Raw genomic sequence first — 23,360 nt, 5'->3', positions numbered from 1 at the left:
CTAATATCTCGTAACCCTATTGGTGCACACATGTTAGTATGAATTGTATAGATACCTAACTGAACATGAAAGGTCGTTGTAGCTGAATGACAGGAAGGATACGAGTAAATATTACCTCCCGAAGCAAATTTAAATTCTTAAATTAATAAGATTAAACATTTTATATAGGTTAATAAAAGTATATTGCTTTATATTTTTATTGAAATGAATTATTTAATAGATAATTGAACTGGCTATATTTGAACTATTTACATTTTTAGAATAAATAAAAGGGATCGAATTGATCCCCTTTATTAGTAGGTAAAGTATTAAGGCGCAATTGCTGTTACTCGCCTAATGGTTAAATTAGCCCCTAGGTTTTTCACCGAACCAACAATGGTTACACCTGTACCAATCCTTAGATTAGATTGCTCATTAATTAAATTACCTTGAAAAAGACTATTATTTCCAAGTGTGGTTTGCCCACTTGTAGAGAAAAATATATTGTTTGCTATTGCCCCATTCACTAGAACAATCTGTGACCCATCGGCAGTAGCAAGTCCAGCTTCGGTAACAAAGAAATAAGAGCCTGGACCACTTAAAACAACTTGACCTGACAACTCACTACTACTAAGGCAATAAACACCTGGAGTAAAGACACCAGTAATTGGTCCCGCTATTGGGAATTCTGGGCATAAACCACGTAAAAACGTATTAGCAAGCGCTGCATTCTCTAAATCAGCAGATGCAATAGGTGCTCCTTCATTCACTTGTGCTGCTACACCTATAGGAAATCCATTTACTTCCGCATTACTACATACGGCACCACTGACTACACTTGGCCCTCCCTCATTAGCGCTACTTACCGCCGCTTGCGCATTAATCAGGCAGGTGTAATAAGGTTGAATAAATGCAATGCCTGGTAAGACAGGCTCAACAATGGGAGTAACCGCTACAGTAGAAATTGGACTATTGAGACTGCATTGACGCGAATTAATTCCTACATGTAAAAGGCGGTTGTAGTAACCCGGAAGCACAGGGTACACCACAACTCGTATATTACAACTAGCAAAAGGTGCTAAAAAAGCGCCACATGCATTAGGTACTGTGGAATCAATAAATGCAGTTCCTGGTGGTAAAGTATCGCCAGCAACAGGCACGACAGAAATATCACGTAAACCGATTGTCGCCCTAGTATTATTACGAAGGGTATAAACACCTGTTTGTACGGTAAAGGTTGTCATTACTGGGTTAAACGTAGGCACCTGAGTAAAAGTAACATCTTGAACTAAACTAGCATTTTTCTCACAAGCTAGCTCTTCACTTTTCGCCTGGCTCATAAGAGGCAACATCAAACTACATAAAGCTATTCCATAGCTAATCTTTTTTAACATTTAAATTCCCCTAGGTTTACAATATTAAGCAAACATCCAATGTAGATTTAATAAAAAGGCACTACTTTCTAAACTTAATGTTGGCGAAACAATACCATCTAAGCATGAATTAGAACTAGCATGACCTAATCTAACTCTATCCATGTCAACATACAGGTATTCGAATGATATACCTAAACCATTGGTAAAGTTATATTGAACGCCAGCACCTGCTTCAACAGCTACGCCGCTTCTAGTTTTACGATGGATTGAAATTGAGCTAGAATCACTACCATCGATAGGATAATCTGAATAGTCAACTCGATTCCACGCTTCGCCAACACCCAACTTGCCATAAATACCTAGATTATTAAAACTAAAGGCATTAAAAACTGCATCTGCCATGACCCGGGTACTACGTAAGTTCATTTTATAGTTATAATCATGAAGCGTATGATCACCAAAACGGTAAACAGGGCCTGAGAAATTATCTTCAGCTATATGATAAGCATTGACTTGGAAAGACATCGTATGTAGAAGGTTAAACGCGCCAGGCTCAGGGATAGCGCTACCTGGGAAAAAGCTAAAACCTAGCTGATAGATGCCATTATCCCATCCATTGTTTGGATCACCTAACGTATCAATTTCGCTTTGACTTACCATCATGCTTGAGTTAGATGTATGGAATTTTGCGATTCCTCCACCGCCATGAATATCAAAATTTGCTGCTGCAAGGGGAAGAGGGAGCAATAAAGCGAGCGAGAAAAATTGTTTTTTTATTATCATTGTTTCATCCTGAAAAAAATATAAGACTAAAAGTTAAACAATTTTATAATTAAAATCATTTACGCATTTATAGTAATGCATTTTATGCATTACTATAAATTTAAATTTAGCTGCGTTATTGAGCTCTAATTATTAAATGAAAATGTTAAATTGATTACTTTAAAAACAAATATATCTTATGAACACGCCCATTCATTTTCTCTTCATTTTTTTAATATTATTTTTAAAATTATTTATGCTTTTAATGACCAAATACCCTTGATATTTTAACGGCTTTTTAACCACAGCACGAGCTGCGCTTAAAGATTAGGTACAAAATCTAATGAAGAATAAAAGCATTGATTTATTATTTAAAAATTAATTAGTCTGGTGCTGGTATACTTTGTATATTAGGTTTAAAAATTACTGGTTTTTTACTTTGGGTTCACTTTTTATTAGCTTTACTCTTTTAGAGACAGAGTATAATAAGTAGACCCTATTTCTCTCATCAGTAATTATAATTTTACCATTTTGCAAAGCTAAATCTTTAATATAAACATCTTGCACATCCCCTTCCATATTAAGCGAATAACTTGTTTTATAAATTTGCACTGACCATAAAAATTCGTTTGCAGTACTATTGAATGCTTCAATGTAGCCGCCTGCAGGTAAAGTAGAATAGTAATCCGTACCTCTCTTTGGCGACATATAGATATATAATTATTGGCAAAGGCAGGATAATAAGTCACATTTATAAGTAAGAGGCGTCACAAGCTGTGGAGGCAATCTAATAGCTAAGGTAACTAAGAGTAAAAAGCTAAATGTGATAATTAAGATAATTTTTTAGCATAAATTCTTCACAAGTGGCTCTTTGTTAAGTAAATATAGTTTACCCAATAAAATAAACCAAATTTTCTACTTTTACTTAAGCAAGCAACTTATTCGCACTAACAATTAACAAAGATTTTTATTGCTCAAATAATAGATTATTCCTTTTAGATTCCTTATTTCTTTCGCTTAATGACCTATGTTATTCTTCTTAATAAAAATCGTGGGAATCATTATGCAATTTATTGCTCGTGTGTTTGCAGTTTGGGTATTTGCTATTTGTTTTACACAAGCTTATGCAGGACGCTGTGGCGATTGCCAAGGCGATGATTGTCCGAAGCACTGCCCTGGTCAATGTTGTGAGAAGATGGGTGGTGTTAGTTATTGTGATTCTTCTGCAGGGCGCTTAGTTTGTAAAAATGGCTATTATTCGTCTTGTTATTGTACGCGTCATGCCATTATGGATTTACAAAATGTACAAGGTTGTTGTTTATGGCAAGGTGGCGTTTTGACTGTTGATGAAGGAGGCCTAGTTATCTGTAATAATGGTGGTATTTCTGAACTCTGTTCCGCACATGGCAATGCAGGTGCTAATAACTGTAATATTAATGGTACATTTAGCCCATAAATTTTCATTAAAAGAAAAGTATAATGAGATTGTGACTGGACAATTTATATATCAACACTCATAATTGTGCTTTTGTTTTGAACTTATCATGACGGTACCGCTAATTGAAATTCGGCAAGTCTATAAATCTTATGGCAGTGCCTTAATCCTTAATAATATTTCACTGTCTGTTTTTGATGGAGAATTCTTAACCTTATTAGGTCCTTCAGGTTGCGGTAAAACCACTTTACTTCGCCTTATTTCTGGCTTTGAACAGCCCAGTGAGGGTGAGATTTTTATTAACGGTCAATGTGTTAATGCTTTACCACCCCAAAAACGGGATGTTCATACGGTATTTCAAAGCTATGCACTTTTCCCTCATTTATCCGTTTTTGATAATGTTGCCTTTGCTTTACAGTGCAAAAAAATTAACCGTCAAGAAATTAGTCAGCGAGTTAAAGAAGCCTTACAACTAGTACAATTAGAATCATTAGCTGACCGCAATATTAAACATCTTAGCGGCGGACAACAACAACGAGTAGCTATTGCACGTGCTATTATCAATCGCCCCCAGGTCTTATTACTTGATGAACCTTTAAGCTCTCTTGATTACCGTTTACGTAAAGCCATGCAATCGGAATTAAAACAATTACAAAAAAAATTAAATATGACTTTTATTTTTGTGACCCATGATCAGGAAGAAGCTTTATCAATGTCCGATAGAATCGTGGTCTTTAATCATGGACATATTGAACAAATAGGCACACCCAGAGCAGTTTATGAAAATCCGGCAAATTTACAGGTAGCTAAGTTTATAGGTGAGACCAATATTTTTAATATTGAAGTTTTAAAAAGTGATAATCAGCAATTAACAACAATTATTGAGAATGTAGAGTTAACTTGTAAAAATACTGGCAATTATCAGCCAGGGGATCAACTTCATCTAGTCATTCGCCCAGAAGATATTCGAGTCTGGAGCCTCTCTGAAGTAGATGATACGAGTAAGATGTTACCAGGACGAATCGTAGAAATTGTTTATAAGGGCTCAACTGTTGATCTAAAAGTAGAATTAGCATCAGGTATGATTATTAATGCTTCTGAATTTTTTGATGAAGATGATGATAAATTAGAATATTCACCTAATGAATCTGTTTGGGTTGAATGGTTACCTGGTTGGGAGGTTCTACTGCCTTATGAAGGTTAAATCTGTCTCCCTTTATATACTTTATATCTGGTTAATTATATTTAGCTTTGTTCCCCTATTACTTGTTTTATTAGCTAGTTTCTTATCTAATGATAGTACTAATTTAGTATCTCTACCTTTAACATTTACTAATTATACAGCTTTATTAACGCCTGTTTTTGCAAAAATATTTTTTAGATCATTAATCATTGCACTTGTGGCAACGGGTTTTTGTTTATTATTAGCCTATCCTTTTAGCTATTTATTAATCAAATCAAAGTATCAATCTGTACTTTTACTATTAATTATAATTCCTTTCTGGACAAGCTCTTTAATTAGGACTTATTCGCTTATTGCCATTCTTAAATATAAAGGTGTTCTTAATGCCCTACTACTTAAATTTCACCTAATTCATACACCTTTAAATTTACTTTATTCTAATTTCGCTGTGATTACTGGCTTAGTTTATAACTTATTCCCATTTATGGTATTACCCATTTTTACCAATATGGAACGTTTTGATTTTCGTTTAATTGAAGCAGCAAAAGATTTAGGCGCAGGAAAATGGGCTATCTTCACGCGCGTTTTTTTACCTAATACAGCATCAGGTATCCTTTCCGGTTGTTTACTTGTACTACTTCCTGCAATGACTTTATTTTATATACCCAATATTTTAGGGGGCGCCCGTTCTATTTTATTAGGTAATTTAATTCAAAATCAGTTTCTAGTTATAGAAAATTGGCCACAAGGCTCAGCAACCAGTGTAATTTTAACGCTTCTATTGCTGCTTTTATTAGCTTTTTATCGTCGAAAAAGCAGTGAGGTCATTCAATGAAAGCGCTTGTTCAACGCAGTTTTTTAGTATTTGTTTTTGCTTTACTTTATATACCTATTTTTATTCTAATCCTTTATTCCGTTAACGATGCGAGATTTTCACTCCAATGGCAGGGTTTTACCTGGCAATGGTATTATGAGCTTTTTCAAGATAGAGGACTTTGGTCAGCCTTTTTTAATTCTATTTTCTTAGGTTTTTGTGCCTCCTTTATCGCCACTCTATTAGGTTTATTAGCAAGTGTTAACTTGTTTCTTTTCCGTGCTAAAAAACAAAAAGCATTCTATATTTTACTCTTATTACTTATTATTATTCCTGATCTAGTATTAGGCGTTGCTTTACTTATTTTCTTTAATGTAACTCACATACCCCTGGGGTTTTTTAGCTTACTAATCGCTCATATTACGTTTTGTCTTCCTTTTGTCATTTTAACGATTAAGTCACGTATAAATACTTTAGATCCAAATATTTATTTTAGTGCCCTTGATTTAGGTGCAAGTCGCTATATAGCCCTTTATAAAATTCTATTGCCTTTATTATGGCCTGGTGTATTGAGTGCATTCCTTTTAAGTTTCACTCTCTCTTTCGATGACGTTATGATTAGTTATTTTGTTGCGGGCCCTGATTTTAATATTTTACCGCTAACAATTTACTCGCTAGTACGTACGGGAGTGACCCCTGAGCTTAATGCGCTATGTACTATCACTTTTTTACTTTCAATGATTTTAGTTACTTTATCTTATCGGCTATCAGGTAAAACATTATGATGCGATTGAGCTTATTACTAATCACTCTTTTTTGCTCAACTATATACGCTAAATCAGTAGTTAATGTTTATGTTTGGGGTGGAGAAATTCCCAAAGAGGTAGTACAACAATTTGAGAAAGAAACGGGCATTATTGTTAATTTTTCTACTTATGATAGCAACGAAACAATGTATGCTAAATTAAAAGCAAGTAGCCAGGGCATTTATGACGTTATTTTGCCATCCGCTTACTTTGTAGAACGAATGCGAAATCAGCATATGCTAGCTAAAATTGATCATCGGCAGTTAACTAATATCACCAACCTTGATCAGAAATTTACTCAAAATGACTATGATAGTGGCAATAACTTCAGTATCCCCTTTATTTGGGGCAGTACCGGAATTTTTTTTAATAGTACTAACATTACAACACCACCTTCAACTTGGCGAGCCTTATGGGATAAACGTTGGCTTAACCAATTAATGATGCTCGATGATTCACGTGAAGTATTTGCCATTGCATTACTTAGTTTAGGCTTTGACCCTAATACTAAAGATCCAAACCTTATTAAAACAGCTTATAATGAACTTGTTAAACTTGTGCCCAATATTAGAATGTTTGCCAGTGATAGCGTTCAAGCAATCTTAATTGATGAAGATGCCTCTTTGGGCTCTGCTTGGAATGCTGATGTTTATAAAGCATCTAAAGAAAATAATAATGTTCATTTTATCTATCCTAAAGACGGTTTTATTATTTGGGTCGATTGCCTAGCTATTCCTCAAAATGCGCCACATCCGCAAGAGGCTCTAATGTTTATTAATTTTTTGTTAAGACCCGATATTGCTTCTCAGGTTGCCATAATTACTGGGCAAGCAATTACTAATAGATCAGGTCGTGCCTTACTCCCCAGTATAATTCGAGACAACTCTGTTGTTTACCCCTCTACAGAAATATTAATGAAAGGCGTTTTCCAGCGTGATGTTGGTGAAGAAACACTTAATTTATACAATCAATACTGGCAACAGCTAAAGTTAGCGTTTTAGCTTATGAAATCGAGTAAACAAGCCAGCTAAATTATAGTTAACATTTATTTTAAACAGAAAGACTCTTGTTAGTCATATGTCATTCCTACTTAATCAGATGTCATCTTCGAGCACCAACGATGTGTCTTCTCTGCGCCATGTGTTATCCCCGTGCAGGCGGGGATCTATTTATAAATCAGCAGTGAGGGTAATTTTGAGATAGATTCCCGCCTACGCGGGAATGACATTGGTTATTTGGAAGCACATCTGTTATTTTAAATATCCTGAATTATTTAAGTAATACAGAGAACTTGTTTATAGAGCTAAATCAAAATCTTGTAGTAATGGGTACAAGCACTTAATGTTTACTATAGAACAAGTCAGCAGATCTTTGTAATTAGATTAATTCATAAGCTATTTTTTCTTTTTCTTTTTTAAAGGCGCATTATCATCTAAGGATTTTTCTGGCTCAATAAGCGTATCTTGATGATTAATTTCATGCTGCTCTTCTATGATTCTCTCATCAGGCGCAGTCACTTCTGGAATTAACTCATCTTTCTCAATCATTTCTTCAGCTAATTGCTCTTGTTCACTCTCCTGCTGAAAGGGATAGAAAGGCGCACTATCATCTAAGGACTTTTCTGGCTCAATAAGCGTGTCTTCATGATTAATTTCATGCTGCTCTTCTATGATTTTCTCAGGCGCAGTCACCTCTGGAATTAACTCATCTTTCTCAATCATTTCTTCAGCTAATTGCTCTTGTTCGCTCTCCTGCTGAAAGGGATAGAAAGGCACACTATCATCTAAGGATTTTTCTGGCTCAATAAGCCTATCTTGATGATTAATTTCATGCTGCTCTTCTATAATTTTCTCATCTGGCGCGGTCACCTCTGGAATTAACTCATCTTTCTCAATCATTTCTTCAGCTAATTGCTCTTGTTCGCTTTCTTGCTGCAAGGAGTGGATGGCTAGTTCAGGTATATCTTCCTCAACCTTTTGCTTTTGTTTTTGAACTTGATTGTTATGATCCGCTGGTATTTGGCCAGATGGTAAATCTGCCACCTCTTGTACCTCTTGTTTAGCAGGCGCTAATGAAGCACTATATTTAAAATCAGGATAGAGTTGCTTAATACCCCTATAAAAAGTACCCTGGGCATTAAAAACAGCTAATAAAAAACCTGCTGCTCCATCCATAAAACCACGCTGTAGAAAAAAGCAGCGAAAAAACATCCAAACTGTGCTAGACAGAATGCTCATAATTCCGGGTGGCTCAGCTTTTTGAGACCTTATTTTAGCGCTATAGGATGTATAGCGATTAATTTTATATAATGCGTGACTTACATCCCGAAATGAATGGTGCATAATTGGGAGCACTATTTTTCCAATTCTTGTTTCTGGCGGTAAGATAATCTTTTCATGCACAATATCATCACTGTATTGCGCACCTTCTCGTTTAAATAAACGTATATGCCTTTTAGGACTTGAAGAATAACGTAGAGGCTTATCATAGAAATTCATACAGATGGGAATGCGATAAGCATCTACTTCATCAGATTTAATAGCCTCTTCGATAGTAGTACGCAGATCGTCTGTAATTGACTCATCAGCATCAATGTTTAAAACCCAGTCGCCTGTAGCAAGATTGAGCGCACGTTGTTTTTGAATACCATAACCATGCCAATCTTCACTTTTATAAACATTATCTGTGTACTCCTGCGCAATAGCAATTGTATTATCAGTACTTCCTGAATCGAGCACAATAATTTCATCTGCCCAGCTAACCGATTCTAGGCAGCGTTTAATATTAGCTTCCTCATTTTTACAGATAATAATTACGCTTAGCATAAAGTAACCTAAAAAACCTAATTTATTAATTTACATAGAATTTTGTAATTGTAGCTAGGAGTATGAATTCAAGCAAATGCATTTAAACGTCAAATCTATTTAAAGATAAAAAAAATCCGCCTGTTATAGGCGGAATACACGGTATATATAGGTGAGTTATATTAAATGACACCTTCACGATGATCATGGCTGTCAAAATGAAGCTTACCATCTTTTACTCTAATAACTACATGGCCACCTTTCATCAATTTTCCAAATAATAATTCATCTGCTAAAGGCTTTTTAATTTGTTCTTGAATTAAACGAGCCATTGGACGAGCGCCCATGGTTCGATCATAGCCATGTTCAATTAACCAATCACGAGCTGCTTTATCCACTTTAAAGGTAACGCCTTTATTACTTAGTTGTTCATCCAACTCCATAATAAATTTATCAACAATGAGTCCTACAGTATCAGTATCAAGAGAAGCAAAGTTAATAATTGCATCTAATCGATTTCTAAACTCAGGACTAAATTGTTTTTTAATTACCTCTAGCCCATCACTGCTATTATCTTGAAATGAGAAGCCAATAGAGTTGCGAGTAATCTCAGCCGCGCCAGCGTTACTTGTCATGACCAAAATGACATGTCTGAAATCAGCTTGGCGACCATTTGTATCAGTTAACGTACCATGATCCATAATTTGGAGTAACAAATTAAATACATCAGGATGCGCTTTTTCAATTTCATCCAATAATAAAACTGAATGTGGATTTTTTGTTACCGCTTCAGTTAATAATCCACCTTGATCATAGCCAACATAACCTGGGGGGGCACCAATTAAGCGAGACACAGTATGTTTTTCCATGTACTCAGACATATCAAACCTTAAAAGTTCAATACCTAAAACATTGGCCAATTGGCGAGTAACTTCTGTTTTACCCACACCTGTTGGGCCTGCAAATAAAAAGCAACCAACCGGTTTTTGTTGATCTCGTAATCCAGAGCGAGCAAGTTTAATAGCTGAAGCCAAGGCTGTAATAGCATTATCTTGTCCATAAACTAGCAATTTCAGATCACGCTCTAAGTTGCGTAATGTATCCTTATCCCTAGCCGAGACCTTTTTAAGAGGAATTCTGGCAATTTTCGCAACTACGTTTTCAATTTCAGTGACATTGATGACCTTACGACGTTTATTAGCGGTCAATAAGTTTTGATAAGCACCTGCTTCATCAACCACATCAATCGCTTTATCAGGGAGAAATCTATCATTGATATATTTAGCTGATAATTCAGCGGCAGCTTTTAATGCAGGAATAGAGAATTTAACACTATGATGCTCTTCTAGCTTTTGTCTTAATCCTTTAAGAATTTCAAACGTTTCTTCAATAGTAGGCTCACTGATATCAATTTTTTGAAAGCGGCGAGCAAGCGCTCTGTCTTTTTCAAAAATACCTCGATATTCTTGATATGTCGTTGAACCTATGCATTTTAATTCCCCATTAGCAAGTAAAGGCTTTATTAAATTTGAGGCATCCATAACGCCACCTGAGGCAGCGCCTGCGCCAATGATGGTATGAATTTCATCAATAAATAATACAGCGCCGTCTTGCTGACCTAACTGCTTTAATACCGCTTTTAAACGTTTTTCAAAATCACCTCTATATTTTGTACCAGCTAATAAAGCGCCTAAATCCAACGCATAAACTACACAATTATTAATTGATTCTGGCACTTCACCATCTACAATACGTTTAGCTAATCCTTCAGCAATCGCTGTTTTACCAACGCCTGCCTCGCCAACCAATAAGGGATTATTTTTACGACGACGACATAATACTTGAATAGTTCGTTGAATTTCTTCATGCCGACCAATAAGCGGATCAATTTTGCCCAAGCGAGCACGTCTATTAAGATTTAAACAATAGCTTTCAAGAGGCGATTCACTACCTTCCCCAGCCATAGCATCTTCATCCATTGCAGAATTAAGATGCTCACTGGCATCATTATTATGATATTTAGATACACCATGAGAAATATAATTAATAACATCTAAGCGAGTAATATTTTCGCGTCGGAGAAAATAAACTGCTTGACTCTCTTGCTCACTAAAAATAGCTGCTAAGACATTGGCGCCTGTTACTTCAGTTTTACCAGCTGATTGCACATGAAAAACAGCACGCTGCAAAACACGTTGAAATCCTAAAGTAGGTTGTGTTTCCCTATCATGCTCTCCTTCAGGAATTCGAGGCGTTGTTTCATCAATAAATTCAATTAGATCTCGCCTTAGTGCTTCAATATTTGCATCACAAGCCTGAAGAACATTACCTGCAGCGGGATTATCAAGTAAAGACAACAGTAGATGTTCAACTGTCATAAACTCATGACGTTTTTCTTTAGCTTCCTTAAAAGCAAGATTTAAGGTGAATTCAAGTTCTTTGTTTAACATTGGCATTGCTCCTCTTCACCCACCTGCATTATTCCGGCTCCATCGTACATAGTAGAGGGTGCTCATGGTTTCTGGCATAATCATTTACTTGAGCAACTTTGGTCTCTGCTATATCCCTGGTATAAATACCACACACCCCTTTTCCCAATATATGAATCTGTAACATAATTTGGGTTGCCAGTTCTTCATTTAGTCGAAAAAAACGCTTTAATACATCTACTACAAAATCCATTGGTGTATAGTCATCATTCAATAAAACTACTTTATATTTCTTCGGAACTTTGACTGCAGGGAGAACCTCTGCCTCTGCGCTCTCATGTTCAATATATTCTTCTAAATACCGGCCACTCATTCTTTATACCCTTTACTAATTTTATAGACTTTCAACGAGCATTTGGCCAGTAAAAAAATGATTTTATTACTCTAAAAAATCAAACTTTGTGACAATGTACATCACGGTGATTAGATAGAACCCATTTTGACATTCTTAAATAGGACATATATCGACTTTATATTAAATTTCTAATTTCTTTTTTCTATATAATAATGTCATCAAAAAACGTTCTTTTTTACCGTAAATTCAACACTAAGATACCTGGGATAATTGCCATAGCTATCCCAAATTAATTAAATCTTTAGCTTGAATTTAATTAGTTTGACCTAAATGCTGAAGTTAATTTATTAAGGTTTATTAGTCATTTTAGGGAAACCAGTGTAAATATGCTTATTAAACTGCTTTCCATTAGGGAATATAATTAACTTATTTTAAGTTAATTATAGTCTCTTTTATTGAATATTATGCAAAGCTTAAAGAAAATTATTTATTCTCTTTCACTCTGCTAAATTTAAAAGAAACCTAATTAAGCTTGAACCTGTCTCCAACATCGCTAAAGTGAGATGAAAGGGGTTGACTTCCAAGTACCGCAGGAATCAATCCTATAGACCTTAGTAAACTTTAAAGACAGGTTCGTAGTATAGCACTTACATATTTGCAATCATTGCTTTTGCAAAGCCTGAACAGCTAACACAATTTGCATCATCCATCATACGAGCAAAATCATATGTTACTGTTTTTGACTCAATGGTATCTGCCATAGATTGAATAATTAAATTAGCAGCTTCTATCCAACCTAAGTGGCGTAACATCATTTCAGCGGATAAAATGAGCGAGCCTGGATTTACTTTATCTTGCCCTGCGTATCTAGGTGCTGTGCCGTGAGTTGCCTCAAATACTGCAATTTCATTACTTAAATTAGCACCTGGCGCAATACCAATACCACCTACTTGGGCAGCCAAAGCATCCGAAATATAGTCACCATTTAAATTTAGCGTAGCAATAACACTATAATCTTCCGGGCGTAATAAGATTTGTTGTAGAAAAGCGTCGGCTATCACATCTTTTATAATAATGGGTTTGCCAGTCTTAGGATTAGTCAATTTCATCCAAGGACCACCTTCATACAATTCAGCCCCAAACTCATCACGTGCTACTTGATAACCCCATTCTTTAAAAGCACCTTCAGTAAATTTCATGATATTACCTTTGTGCACTAAAGTAACAGAATCTCGATCGTTATCAATAGCATATTGGATAGCTGCTCTTACCAACCGCGCTGTTCCTTGCTCTGAAACAGGCTTAATACCTATACCACAATTTTCTGGAAAACGAATTTTAGTAACGCCCATTTCATGGGTTAAAAAATTAATGACTTTGTTAGCATTTTCACTATTTGCCTGCCATTCAATACCTGCATAAATATCTTCAGAGTTTTCCCTAAAGATTACCATGTCAGTTTTCCAAGGCTCTTTTAAGGGGCTTGGTGTGCCAGAAAAATATTTAATAGGACGTAAACAAGTAAATAAATCAAGCTCTTGGCGAATAGCTACGTTTAATGAACGAATCCCACCACCCACCGGTGTAGTTAATGGCCCTTTAATGGCAATGACAAATTGCTTAATAGCTTCTAATGTTTCCGCTGGTAGCCACTGATCGCCCCCATAAACTTGGGTCGCTTTTTCACCAGCATAAATTTCCATCCAGGCAATTTTTTTCTTATCGCCATAAGCTTTAGCAACAGCAGCATCAACAACACTACGCATTGCAGGTGTTACATCTACCCCGATACCATCACCCTCAATAAACGGAATAATTGGAAAATCAGGTACATTTAACCGTCCATTAGTACAAGTAATTGCTTGTCCCTGCTCTGGTATATGAATTTTCTCGAATGTCATCGATATCCCCTACTTTTAAAGATAAACATCATATCATGCGAAAACACTTGCCCCAAGAAGGAATAACGCCATAATTATAATTTTATATAGAGTAGTTAACAGAATGGCTAATATTATACTCTTTAATAAGCCTTACGGCGTGCTTAGTCAATTTACTGGCAGTATAGGTGAAAAAACACTAGCTGAATTTATTCTTATACCAAATTTTTATGCCGCAGGCCGATTAGATAAAAATAGTGAAGGTTTACTCCTTTTAACCGATAACGGTAAACTCCAGCATAAATTAAGTCATCCCACCTACAATAAAAGCAAGTATTATTGGGTTCAAGTCGAGGGTAGTCCCACTGAAAAGGATTTACAACCGATTAGAGATGGTTTGAAGCTTAAAGAAAACCATTTTCTACCAGCCGAGGTTAAGTGTATTAATGAACCAAAGCTCTGGGAAAGAATACCCCCCGTCCGCTTTAGAAAATCAATTCCTACAACCTGGTTAGAGATAACCCTTCGTGAAGGAAAAAACCATCAAATTCGTAAAATGACAGCCGCCATAGGCTTCCCAACTTTAAGACTTATTCGACATCGGATAGCTAATTGGTCCTTAGATGACCTATTACCAGGGGAATACCGTTTACTTCCACTATCGAAACCCTTTTAAGTGCGGCAGGCTTTAATTTTGTTACGTATTACATCATCAGCAATAAGTCGTAACCATGGCCATATTAAAACACTTATTAATGTGTTGACCAAGACTAAAACTAAATTAATATGAAATCCTAAAAAGGCATCCGTTACAACTATAATAAGCTGATATAAAAAGCAGAAAAAGCCTACTAAAGCCATCTGTTGGCCTATAGAAAAGAAATAAAAACGTCTAGCCTTACTATTAGCAATCCAAGTTGTTAATGATAAAGCCAGTACATGCTCACCAATAACAGTTGATAATAATGCATCTAAAATAAGCCCAAGTATAATTAAGGTAAATAAGTTAAAACGTTCTGGTAAATAAAACTGCATATATAAAATAAATAGCAATATCCAGGATGGCTTAATCCCCATTAATAAACTAGGCATAGGACAAATTGTTAAGCAAAGGGCAACAATAAAAGCTAGAAATAAACGCATAGTGGTGAACCTTATGAAGTCTCAATAATATTCATACGCTCGTTAATTTGAGCAGTTAATTCTGCTTGCTCTTTGTCTGGCCATATTAAAAGCACTAAACGATTTCTATTTAATAAGGCAATAGGGCTTACGTCTACTTTAATAAATGCTTCACCTGGGACGCTTTTAACAGTTTCTACCTTACCAACTGGGTAGCCTTCTGGGTAAAGACGGCCTAAACCCGAAGTGACTAATAAATCGCCCTTAGCTATGGAAGAAGTTCTAGGTAAATTAATTAATGACAGCTGACTAATACTATTTAAACCTATTAAAATAGCACGCTCCCCAGTACGATTATTTCTTACTGGCACCGCACTTTTAGCATCAGAAATGAGTAGAACTGTACTTGTCATATAACCAGCATCAATCACCTGCCCCATAACGCCTTTCGCATCTAAAACAGGCTGACCGACATAAACTCCATCACGTTTACCTTTATTTAAAATCACAATTTGTCGTGCAATGGTAGTATCTACAGCTAAAATTTGAGCTGCCATGGCTTTCATCTTAGCTTTTGAAGAGGTTAAAAGTAACTCTCTTAATTGTGAATTTTCTTCTTTAATTATCAATAACTTTTGTAACTCTGCTTCTAGAAGCGTTTGTTGGTAACGTAGTTGCATATTTTCATTAATCAGCGATGTCTTTGTACTTACTAAGGAGTGTACCCACCCCATAATACGGACCGGGTAGTCAACGACATATTGCAAAGGCGCTACAATAAAAGAAAAAGCATGACGAACACTATTTAAGTAGTGATAATGATAATCGGAAAACATCAGTCCAATAGATAGAACACAGGCAAACAAATAACCTAAAAAATGATGTTTGCCACGTGAAAATAACCTATTTTTATAATTATTCGGTTGAGAGGAAATCACCGCCACGTAAATCCATTGTTTCAAGTGCCTTACCACCACCCCGAGCGACGCAAGTTAAAGGATCTTCTGCGACTAAAACGGGTAGCCCTGTTTCTTCCATTAAAAGGGTGTCCATGTTCTTTAATAGAGCACCACCACCTGTTAACACCATTCCGCGCTCAGCAATATCTGCTGCTAATTCTGGCGGTGCTAATTCAAGTGCGGCTCTCACTGCACCTACTATACCTGAAAGTGGCTCTTGTAATGCTTCTAAAATTTCAGCACTCGTTAAAGTAAAACTACGTGGCACACCTTCCGCTAAGTTTCTTCCTCTTACCTCTATTTCAAAAAGATCACGACTTGGGAAAGCTGAGCCAATTTCATGTTTAATACGCTCTGCCGTTGTTTCACCAATTAAGGTACCGTAATTACGTCTAACATAAGAAACAATCGCATCATCAAATTTGTCTCCACCTATGCGGACAGATTGATGATAAACAATTCCACTTAAAGAAATGATAGCTACTTCGGTTGTACCACCACCAATATCTACTACCATAGAGCCGCTTGCCTCTTCAACAGGCATACCTGAGCCTAAAGCAGCTGCCATGGGTTCTTCAATAAGAAATACTTCTCGAGCACCTGCGCCCATTGCTGATTCTCTAATCGCACGTCTCTCGACTTGTGTTGACCCACAAGGTACGCATACAAGAACACGCGGGCTTGGCCTTAGAAAACGATTTTCATGCACTTTGTGAATAAAATGCTGCAGCATTTTCTCGGTAACAAAAAAGTCTGCTATCACTCCATCCTTCATTGGGCGAATCGCATTGATATTGCCCGGGGTCCGGCCTAACATGCGCTTTGCTTCTAAGCCAACTGCGGCAACTCGTTTTTGTCCTGACTCGCTTCTTAAAGCCACAACTGAAGGTTCGTTTAAAACAATTCCTTTGTCCCTAACATAAATTAAGGTATTGGCAGTACCTAAATCAATAGATAAGTCATTGGAAAAAACACCCCTTAATTTCCTTAACATAGACTACATCACTCTCACACTTTTTTGGGAGAGTACTGTATCCTAAATTTGCCTAAAAATCGACAGCTGTTTGCTATGTTTTGTAATTATAGCCATCAAATTTATCTAATAATTAAATACAATACCTGAGGGAAAATACCAAATAAATAGATTTATTTTAAAATGTCTATAAATTTAAATTCATTGAGATCTAGGTAAGTTATTATGCAAGAGGTTCTTAAAACATTAGGGAATTTAAATACCACTTCCTTAAATAAAATTAAGACCTTTCTTCAAAAAGCTGCAGACTAACAAGGTGGTGATTTTAGAACCTTTCTAATAGACTTTCCTCAGACTATTGCTATTAGTAATATAAAAAAAGCGCTTATAAAAAAACTATTTGAACCTAAATTAACCTGGGATACCTTTCAGACAAAGTGGAATACAGCAGCAAAAGATCCAGATAAAGATAATATTTATCGTAATTTTACATCATTTAATATGATGGGTTATTCAAATATAGTTAATAATATTAACTCTAAACTTAAAATTCACCCTGAACTTAGAGTCATAATGCAGCGTAGAGAAAGGAGAGTCTAGAAATAAAAAATAGACACGGTAGTTAAAGGTATGGAAAGACGAGCAAGCACAAGTATGTTATCTACAGAAACCAAATTACAGGATACATAAGTTGGTATTGAAGAATTAATTAAAGATGCTTCTCTTTCTGGTTTATATCATTTATTAATCATTTTACAAGATAAAAATAATTTAAAACATTTACATGCTGAAACAAAATTTTTTGGCCAAACTACCTTGCGTTCCCTCGTTAATCAGATTCAGCACAAAGCGCAAGATCTTTTAGATGCGGGAATTGAAGACAAAACTATAACTGAAGATGAATTGAGAAAAGGCGAAGAAATTGCCCATACTAAAGTAGGGGTAAGCTTTTTTAAATCTCAATAGTAAAAAATTAATAGAAATATTAGCTTGTATATTTAAAATTAAACTTAATGCCTTAAAATCTTTTTTAGATTAAATACTCTGAACTTTTAAAATTATTTTATTTAGGTGGTAATAAAACCACCTGTTAGACTATTTCACTGTAAAGACTCGCTCTAATTCTTCTAAGTGACTATTTATAAATTTTTGACCAAAACCTGGAACTTGGGCTAAATCGTTCACTGCTTTAAAGTTCCCATGTTCTTGGCGATATTTAATAATCGATTCAGCTCGCTTTGTACCAATGCCTTTAACTGATTTAGTTAACAGTTTAATATCAGCTGTATTTAAGTTAATTTGCTTATCAGTTATTGAAATTGACGATGAATGAGCTGGGGGAACGGCATAAGAAAAGGAAGGTAAAACAAAAAAATATACCGCACTGACTAAATGTCTAATTTTCATTATTTTCTCCGTATTGATTGGACTATGAGATAAACTAATCTCACTTCAGTAATGTTCCGTCACTGAAGTAGGCGAAGTATGTCAGCAATTTTAAGAATTGTCGAGTGAAAAAAATATAATTTTATGATTTATAAATAATTTATTTCAAATATTTGATTTACAAAATGACTAAGTAGCTTGGGTGTAAGTAGGCCGAGCTGAAACCCGGGTTTCACTGCGTTTCGCCCAGGCTACAAACTAAATCTATGATTTCGTAGAATAATTATTAACAGACTATAAAAACCGTTGCTACATTTAGACTATCAAATTTAAGTACTTCGCTTAACATGTTGTTCTAATACAAAGGAAACGCAAGCCGTTAATTTCTTTGCCATATTAAGATGTAAAAATTCATTAGGACCATGTGCATTAGAATGAGGCCCGAGCACACCAGTAATCATAAATTGAGCTGCTGGGAATAATTCACCTAACATACCCATAAAAGGAATAGTACCTCCCTCACCCATATATACCGCAGGTTTATTATAAAAAGTCATGGACGCGTCATTGACCGCTCGTGCAAACCAATCTGCTACTAATGGCGCATGCCAGCCACGAGCGCTATCTTGAATATTAAAAGATACATGCGCTTGATAAGGTGGATTTTCTGTTAACACGTTTTGCATTGCTACCGCCGCTTGTTTTGGTTCTGTTAGCGGAGGCAAGCGCATGGATAACTTTAGTGCTGTTGTTGGTCTAAGCACATTGCCAGCATTTGCAATAGTAGGTAAACCATCAGCACCAGTAATAGTTAAAGCAGGGCGCCAAGTTCGATTTAGAATTAATTCAACCTCATCTTTATTAACAGGTTCAACATCATGATGCAGGGGAAATGATTTATAAATCTCTTCCTTTAAAGCATTAGCACAATCAATAGCCTGTTCCTTTCGTTGTTCAGGAATATCACAATAAAGTTCTGGTAGAGTAATTTCTCCAGTCATCTCATTTTCAATGCGACTGAGTAACTGACGAGCAATTCTAAAGCTGTCAGCAACAATTCCACTACCATTACCTGAATGAACACCTTCTGTTAAAAGCTCTACTTTTAATTCACCAACAACATTACCCCGCAAAGAGGTTGTCATCCATAACTGTTCATAATTTCCTGCCCCAGAATCAAGGCAAATGACTAAAGAAGGTGTGCCTATTTTTTCTTTAAGAATTTCCATGTAGAAAGGCAAATCATAACTGCCACTTTCTTCACACGCCTCTATAATTAACACACAACGTGCATGTGGCACTTCTTGATCTTGCAAAGCCCGAATGGCGGTTAAAGAAGCATAGGCAGCGTAGCCATCATCAGCGCCACCGCGGCCATAGAGCCGATCTTCGCGTAATACTGGCTCCCAAGGGCCTAAACCCTCTTGCCAACCTACCATTTCTGGTTGCTTATCAAGATGGCCATATAAAAGCACGGTATCATTGATTGCACCAGGAATATCTAAAAACAACAAAGGCGTACGACCTGGAAGGCGAATTACTTCTAAATTTGTGCCCTTAGGTGCATATAATCTACACCAATGCGCTATATGACACACAGCCTGCTCCATATAACCGTTTTTTTCCCAATCAGGATCAAAATGAGGCGATTTATTAGGTATTTTTATGTAATCACATAGACTAGGTAAAATTGCATTATCCCATTCTTCAGCAATAAATTTATACAAAATTTCGGGATTCAGCATGCAATTGCTCCTTAATAATAGTTAAAATTTTAGTTGTGGCAGGTTCGATTTGCAGCGCTTTAATTTTAGCAATGATCTCATCTTTATTATGATAAGTTTGCTTAACAGCCTGAATTAAGGCTTGGCTTGTTAAAGTATCATTATCAAGTACGGTACTAACCCCCAACTGACTAAAGTAATGGGCATTTTGAATTTGATCACCTCGACTTGCTTGCAAAGATAACGGAACTAAGACGTGTGGTTTTTGTAATGCTAACAATTCGCAAAGTGAGTTAGCACCAGCACGTGATACTACCAAATCAGCGGCAGCAAATAAATCAGGTAGCTCTTTATCTATAAATTCAAATTGGCAATAACCTTGTTGATTTATAGACATATCTTTCTTTCCTTTGCCACATAAATGAATAACTTGAAATTTTTTTGTCAACTCACTTAGTGATTGATGAATAATTACATTCAAACTTCTAGCGCCTTGACTACCACCCATTACTAATAAACAAGGTTTCTCAGTAGTGAAGTGGCAATATTCTAAGCCTCGTAAGCGCGAGCCTGAAAACAATTGGGGTCTAATTGGCGTACCTGTTACTTCAACTGATCTGTTTTGCTTAAAATGTTTTTTTGCTAGCTCAAAATTAACACAAATTTTATCAGCAAAAGGAAAACTTAACTTATTTGCTAATCCAGGTGTCATATCCGATTCATGGATAACAACTGGTATTCGATTTAACCAAGCACCCAGTACAACTGGAAACGCAACAAAGCCACCTTTAGAGAAAACGACATTCGCTTTAAGCTTTCGTAGCAAATGATAAGATTGGATAATTCCTATTAAAATTCGAAATGGATCAAAAAAATTTTGCCAACTAAAATAGCGCCGCAACTTACCTGAGCTTATCGCATAGAAAGGAAGATGACCAACGCTATTAATTATACTTTCTTCTACGCTATTTTTTGAGCCTATATAATTAACTTGCCAATCTTCTTGTTTTACTGCTTCAATTAAAGCTAAATTGGGTGTCACATGTCCTGCAGTGCCGCCACCTGTAAAAACAATTTTTGGCTTCATATTTCTTCCTGATTCATTAACAAGCTCTAATTAACAAACTTAAATCAATCGCTTGAATTGATTTAGTGATATTACCTACTGAAATATAATCTACGCCTGTTTGAGCAACTGCTTTAATATTGTCTAGATTTATTCCCCCAGACGCTTCTAAATTGCATTGATGTGGTGTATTTAAGCTTACGGCTTCTATAAGCATGGCTTGCGTAAAATTATCAAGTAAAATGCGATCAGGCTGAGCTTGTAAGGCCTCTTGTAATTCTTCAATTGTTTCAACTTCAACTTCTACTAACAGATTAGTATTAGTCTCTCGTGCCCGCTTGATAGCATTGGTAATTGAACCGCAGGCTTTAATATGATTTTCTTTTATTAAGAATGCATCATACAAACCCATACGATGATTCACTCCTCCACCACAAACAACAGCATATTTTTGCGCATAACGAAGGCCAGGTAATGTTTTCCTTGTATCTAATAACCGTGTTTTAGTCCCTTCTAATTCCTTTACATAATAATGAGTTTGTGTTGCTGTTGCTGATAATGTTTGTAAGAAATTTAAAGCACAACGCTCAGCCGTTAATATATCTTTAGCCAAACCTTTAATGAGGCATAACGTCGTTGCTTTCGATAACCAATCGCCTTCTTTAGCTAACCAATTCAGTTCTATAGACGAATTTACTTCTCGAAAAGTGGTTTCAACCCAAGGTTTGCCACAAAATATCATGGGCTCTCGTGAAATAATTTCTGCTTCGGCATATACATGTTCTTCAAGTAGAGCAGCACTGACATCACCATTACCAAGATCTTCTTCTAATGCTCGTCTGACATCGTTTAATACCCAAGATAAATTAATCATTTAAAGCTTCACCTTTTTGTTTAGCATAACGGTTCTTTAACCACGGTGGTGCAATCACTGTGGTAATAATAACCATTAAAATAATGGCAGAAAAAAGTTGATCGGAAATGACTCCTAAGGTTCTACCAATCGAAGCAAAAACTAATCCTACTTCTCCTCGAGGCAGCATACCAATACCTATTAGCATCCGATCATCTTTTTTACTTCCACCTAGCCCACTAAGTAACTTTCCTATAATAGCAGCAGCAATCAAACCACTAGCCATAATAATGACTTGCCAATGCATAAAAGCCTCTAACTTAACCTGCAAGCCAATTAACATAAAAAATAAAGGAGCTAGTAATGATTCAATCGGTGAAATTAAATCGTTAATTTTTAAACTATGCTGGCGTAAATTTTTTTTATTTTCAAAAAAACTATCATTAATAATTAAGCCCGCAGCAAAAGCGCCGATAATGGCTGCAAGTTTTACAACTGTTGCAAGCCAGGCAAAAAACATCACAAAGATAAATGAAATAAATAATTTTTCTTCCCATAAATCTAGAAAGTGAAAATACTTAATTGATTTATTTAATAACCAAGGACCTAAGAGAATCGCTACCATAAAAAACAAAATAGTTGCGATAATAACTTGCCCTATCATGAACAAATCAACATGACCTTGGATCACAATACTGCTAACTACAGCAAGAATAATAAGTCCTAAAATATCATCAAGCATGGCGGCACCAAGAATTGTTCTTGCTTCACGTGTTTTTAATTTATTCATTTCTGAAAGTACACGTGCAGTAATTCCTATGCTTGTTGCTGTAAGTGTTGCAGCTACAAAGAGATTAACCTTATAAGAAGCTTCAGGCACAATAATATAAGCAACTAAAAATCCTAAAATAATGGGCGCAACGACCCCAATCACAGCAACTTTTATTGATTCAATGCCTGTATGCTTTAATTCTTGAATAGAACTTTCTAAGCCTACTTTAAAGAGAAGAAAAATAACACCATAACGAGAAAAGACGTCAAGCACATAACCTATCTTTATAAACTCAATACCTGCAGGACTACTTAAAGCTTGTGTCACTTGCGCTGCATAAAAAGGGTTTGGAACATGTTGAGCAACAGCTTGGACAAGAGGATTTCCTATTAATAAATCTTTCATAATAGAATAAATTACAGCGCCCTCTCGCAATACAACTATTAATTGTGATCCGAAAAAATAGCAGATATTACCGATTATAACACCCATTAAAAGCTCGCCCAGCACCCCGGGTTGATTTAAAAGCTTAGCAAAATAACGGCCTAAAATAGCAAAGGAAAAGAATAATGTAACCCATAAGATAACATTAGCAATCGGATCATGGGCCTCCATATCGCTCGCAAATACGATAGCAGGAGACATCAAGAGTAAGCAAAAAAAATAAATTTTATTTAGCATT

The 23,360-nt window shown here is 35.9% G+C and carries 20 protein-coding genes and 1 pseudogene; 6 read left to right on the top strand and 15 right to left on the bottom strand.

The genetic code is table 11. The features are described 5' to 3' along the window. Nucleotides 1-308 precede the first annotated feature (308 nt). From DYH30_RS04630 to DYH30_RS04620, 3 genes are all read right to left on the bottom strand, one after another. Nucleotides 309-1,373, bottom strand: coding sequence for an ice-binding family protein (locus DYH30_RS04630; RefSeq protein WP_115330521.1), 1,065 nt, complete (start codon nt 1,371-1,373; stop codon nt 309-311). A 24-nt stretch (nt 1,374-1,397) separates the two neighbouring features. Next, nucleotides 1,398-2,138 carry an outer membrane protein gene (locus DYH30_RS04625; RefSeq protein WP_115330520.1) on the bottom strand — a complete coding sequence of 247 codons (741 nt, stop codon included), beginning with the start codon at nt 2,136-2,138 and terminating at the stop codon, nt 1,398-1,400. Nucleotides 2,139-2,540: 402 nt separating this feature from the next. Further along, nucleotides 2,541-2,825 carry a hypothetical protein gene (locus tag DYH30_RS04620; RefSeq protein WP_115330519.1) on the bottom strand — a complete coding sequence of 95 codons (285 nt, stop codon included), beginning with the start codon at nt 2,823-2,825 and terminating at the stop codon, nt 2,541-2,543. Between the two features lie 355 nt (nt 2,826-3,180). Here DYH30_RS04620 and DYH30_RS04615 point away from each other — a divergent pair, with 355 nt between their 5' ends. The 5 genes from DYH30_RS04615 (at nt 3,181) to DYH30_RS04595 (ending at nt 7,356) form a co-directional block, all read left to right on the top strand. Beyond that, nucleotides 3,181-3,573 (top strand): hypothetical protein, encoded by a 393-nt coding sequence (locus DYH30_RS04615; RefSeq protein WP_115330518.1) that lies wholly within the window; start codon nt 3,181-3,183, stop codon nt 3,571-3,573. An 88-nt stretch (nt 3,574-3,661) separates the two neighbouring features. Continuing rightward, nucleotides 3,662-4,756, top strand: coding sequence for a spermidine/putrescine ABC transporter ATP-binding protein PotA (gene potA, locus DYH30_RS04610; RefSeq protein WP_115330517.1), 1,095 nt, complete (start codon nt 3,662-3,664; stop codon nt 4,754-4,756). Continuing rightward, nucleotides 4,746-5,570, top strand: a complete 825-nt coding sequence (locus DYH30_RS04605; protein WP_115330516.1) for an ABC transporter permease — start codon at nt 4,746-4,748, stop codon at nt 5,568-5,570. Before potA ends, DYH30_RS04605 begins: the two co-directional genes overlap by 11 nt. Then, the gene (locus tag DYH30_RS04600) at nt 5,567-6,334 is read left to right on the top strand and encodes an ABC transporter permease subunit (protein WP_115330515.1); all 768 of its coding nucleotides are present in this window, start codon (nt 5,567-5,569) and stop codon (nt 6,332-6,334) included. The genes DYH30_RS04605 and DYH30_RS04600 overlap by 4 nt, the downstream gene beginning before the upstream one ends. After that, nucleotides 6,331-7,356: an ABC transporter substrate-binding protein gene (locus DYH30_RS04595; protein WP_242604749.1), complete on the top strand. Its 1,026-nt coding sequence runs from the start codon at nt 6,331-6,333 to the stop codon at nt 7,354-7,356. Before DYH30_RS04600 ends, DYH30_RS04595 begins: the two co-directional genes overlap by 4 nt. Nucleotides 7,357-8,445: 1,089 nt before the next feature. Here the strand turns inward: DYH30_RS04595 and DYH30_RS18635 are convergent. The 4 genes and pseudogenes from DYH30_RS18635 to icd form a co-directional block, all read right to left on the bottom strand. Then, nucleotides 8,446-9,180 (bottom strand): annotated as a pseudogene (locus DYH30_RS18635) (glycosyltransferase family 2 protein); the annotation flags it as partial. Between the two features lie 161 nt (nt 9,181-9,341). Further along, the gene (gene clpA, locus DYH30_RS04585) at nt 9,342-11,609 is read right to left on the bottom strand and encodes an ATP-dependent Clp protease ATP-binding subunit ClpA (RefSeq protein WP_165482167.1); all 2,268 of its coding nucleotides are present in this window, start codon (nt 11,607-11,609) and stop codon (nt 9,342-9,344) included. A gap of 28 nt (nt 11,610-11,637) precedes the next feature. Beyond that, nucleotides 11,638-11,961, bottom strand: a complete 324-nt coding sequence (gene clpS / locus DYH30_RS04580) for an ATP-dependent Clp protease adapter ClpS (protein ID WP_115330512.1) — start codon at nt 11,959-11,961, stop codon at nt 11,638-11,640. A 629-nt stretch (nt 11,962-12,590) separates the two neighbouring features. Beyond that, entirely contained in the window at nt 12,591-13,844 is a 1,254-nt protein-coding gene (gene icd / locus DYH30_RS04575; RefSeq protein ID WP_115330511.1) for an NADP-dependent isocitrate dehydrogenase, read from the bottom strand. Between the two features lie 103 nt (nt 13,845-13,947). On the opposite strand from icd, the gene DYH30_RS04570 reads away from it, so the two are divergent. Further along, nucleotides 13,948-14,499 (top strand): pseudouridine synthase, encoded by a 552-nt coding sequence (locus DYH30_RS04570; protein WP_115330510.1) that lies wholly within the window; start codon nt 13,948-13,950, stop codon nt 14,497-14,499. On the opposite strand, the gene mreD is transcribed toward DYH30_RS04570, so the two are convergent. The 8 genes from mreD to DYH30_RS04530 all read right to left on the bottom strand — a co-directional run bounded on the left by mreD (nt 14,496) and on the right by DYH30_RS04530 (nt 23,359). After that, a complete protein-coding gene (gene mreD / locus DYH30_RS04565; protein WP_115330509.1) occupies nt 14,496-14,966 on the bottom strand; it encodes a rod shape-determining protein MreD in 471 nt (156 codons plus the stop codon). The genes DYH30_RS04570 and mreD overlap by 4 nt on opposite strands. An 11-nt stretch (nt 14,967-14,977) precedes the next feature. Further along, on the bottom strand, nt 14,978-15,883 hold the full coding sequence (gene mreC / locus DYH30_RS04560; protein WP_115330508.1) for a rod shape-determining protein MreC: 906 nt from the start codon (nt 15,881-15,883) through the stop codon (nt 14,978-14,980). Continuing rightward, complete coding sequence (locus tag DYH30_RS04555) at nt 15,861-16,898, bottom strand: rod shape-determining protein (RefSeq protein WP_115302113.1); 1,038 nt, start codon at nt 16,896-16,898, stop codon at nt 15,861-15,863. Before DYH30_RS04555 ends, mreC begins: the two co-directional genes overlap by 23 nt. A 1,074-nt stretch (nt 16,899-17,972) precedes the next feature. After that, nucleotides 17,973-18,284, bottom strand: coding sequence for a ComEA family DNA-binding protein (locus DYH30_RS04550; protein WP_115330507.1), 312 nt, complete (start codon nt 18,282-18,284; stop codon nt 17,973-17,975). A 308-nt stretch (nt 18,285-18,592) separates the two neighbouring features. Next, a complete protein-coding gene (locus DYH30_RS04545) occupies nt 18,593-20,008 on the bottom strand; it encodes a M20 family metallopeptidase (protein WP_115330506.1) in 1,416 nt (471 codons plus the stop codon). Then, on the bottom strand, nt 19,983-21,074 hold the full coding sequence (locus tag DYH30_RS04540) for an undecaprenyldiphospho-muramoylpentapeptide beta-N-acetylglucosaminyltransferase (RefSeq protein ID WP_115330505.1): 1,092 nt from the start codon (nt 21,072-21,074) through the stop codon (nt 19,983-19,985). The genes DYH30_RS04545 and DYH30_RS04540 overlap by 26 nt, the downstream gene beginning before the upstream one ends. A gap of 16 nt (nt 21,075-21,090) precedes the next feature. Then, nucleotides 21,091-21,927: a carboxylating nicotinate-nucleotide diphosphorylase gene (gene nadC / locus DYH30_RS04535; RefSeq protein ID WP_115330504.1), complete on the bottom strand. Its 837-nt coding sequence runs from the start codon at nt 21,925-21,927 to the stop codon at nt 21,091-21,093. Further along, the gene (locus DYH30_RS04530; protein WP_115332501.1) at nt 21,920-23,359 is read right to left on the bottom strand and encodes a cation:proton antiporter; all 1,440 of its coding nucleotides are present in this window, start codon (nt 23,357-23,359) and stop codon (nt 21,920-21,922) included. Before DYH30_RS04530 ends, nadC begins: the two co-directional genes overlap by 8 nt. Nucleotide 23,360: the final 1 nt, after the last annotated feature.

The sequence above is a fragment of the Legionella busanensis genome, from assembly GCF_900461525.1.
GTDB lineage: Bacteria > Pseudomonadota > Gammaproteobacteria > Legionellales > Legionellaceae > Legionella_C > Legionella_C busanensis.
This window is presented reverse-complemented; position numbering and strand designations above follow the sequence as displayed.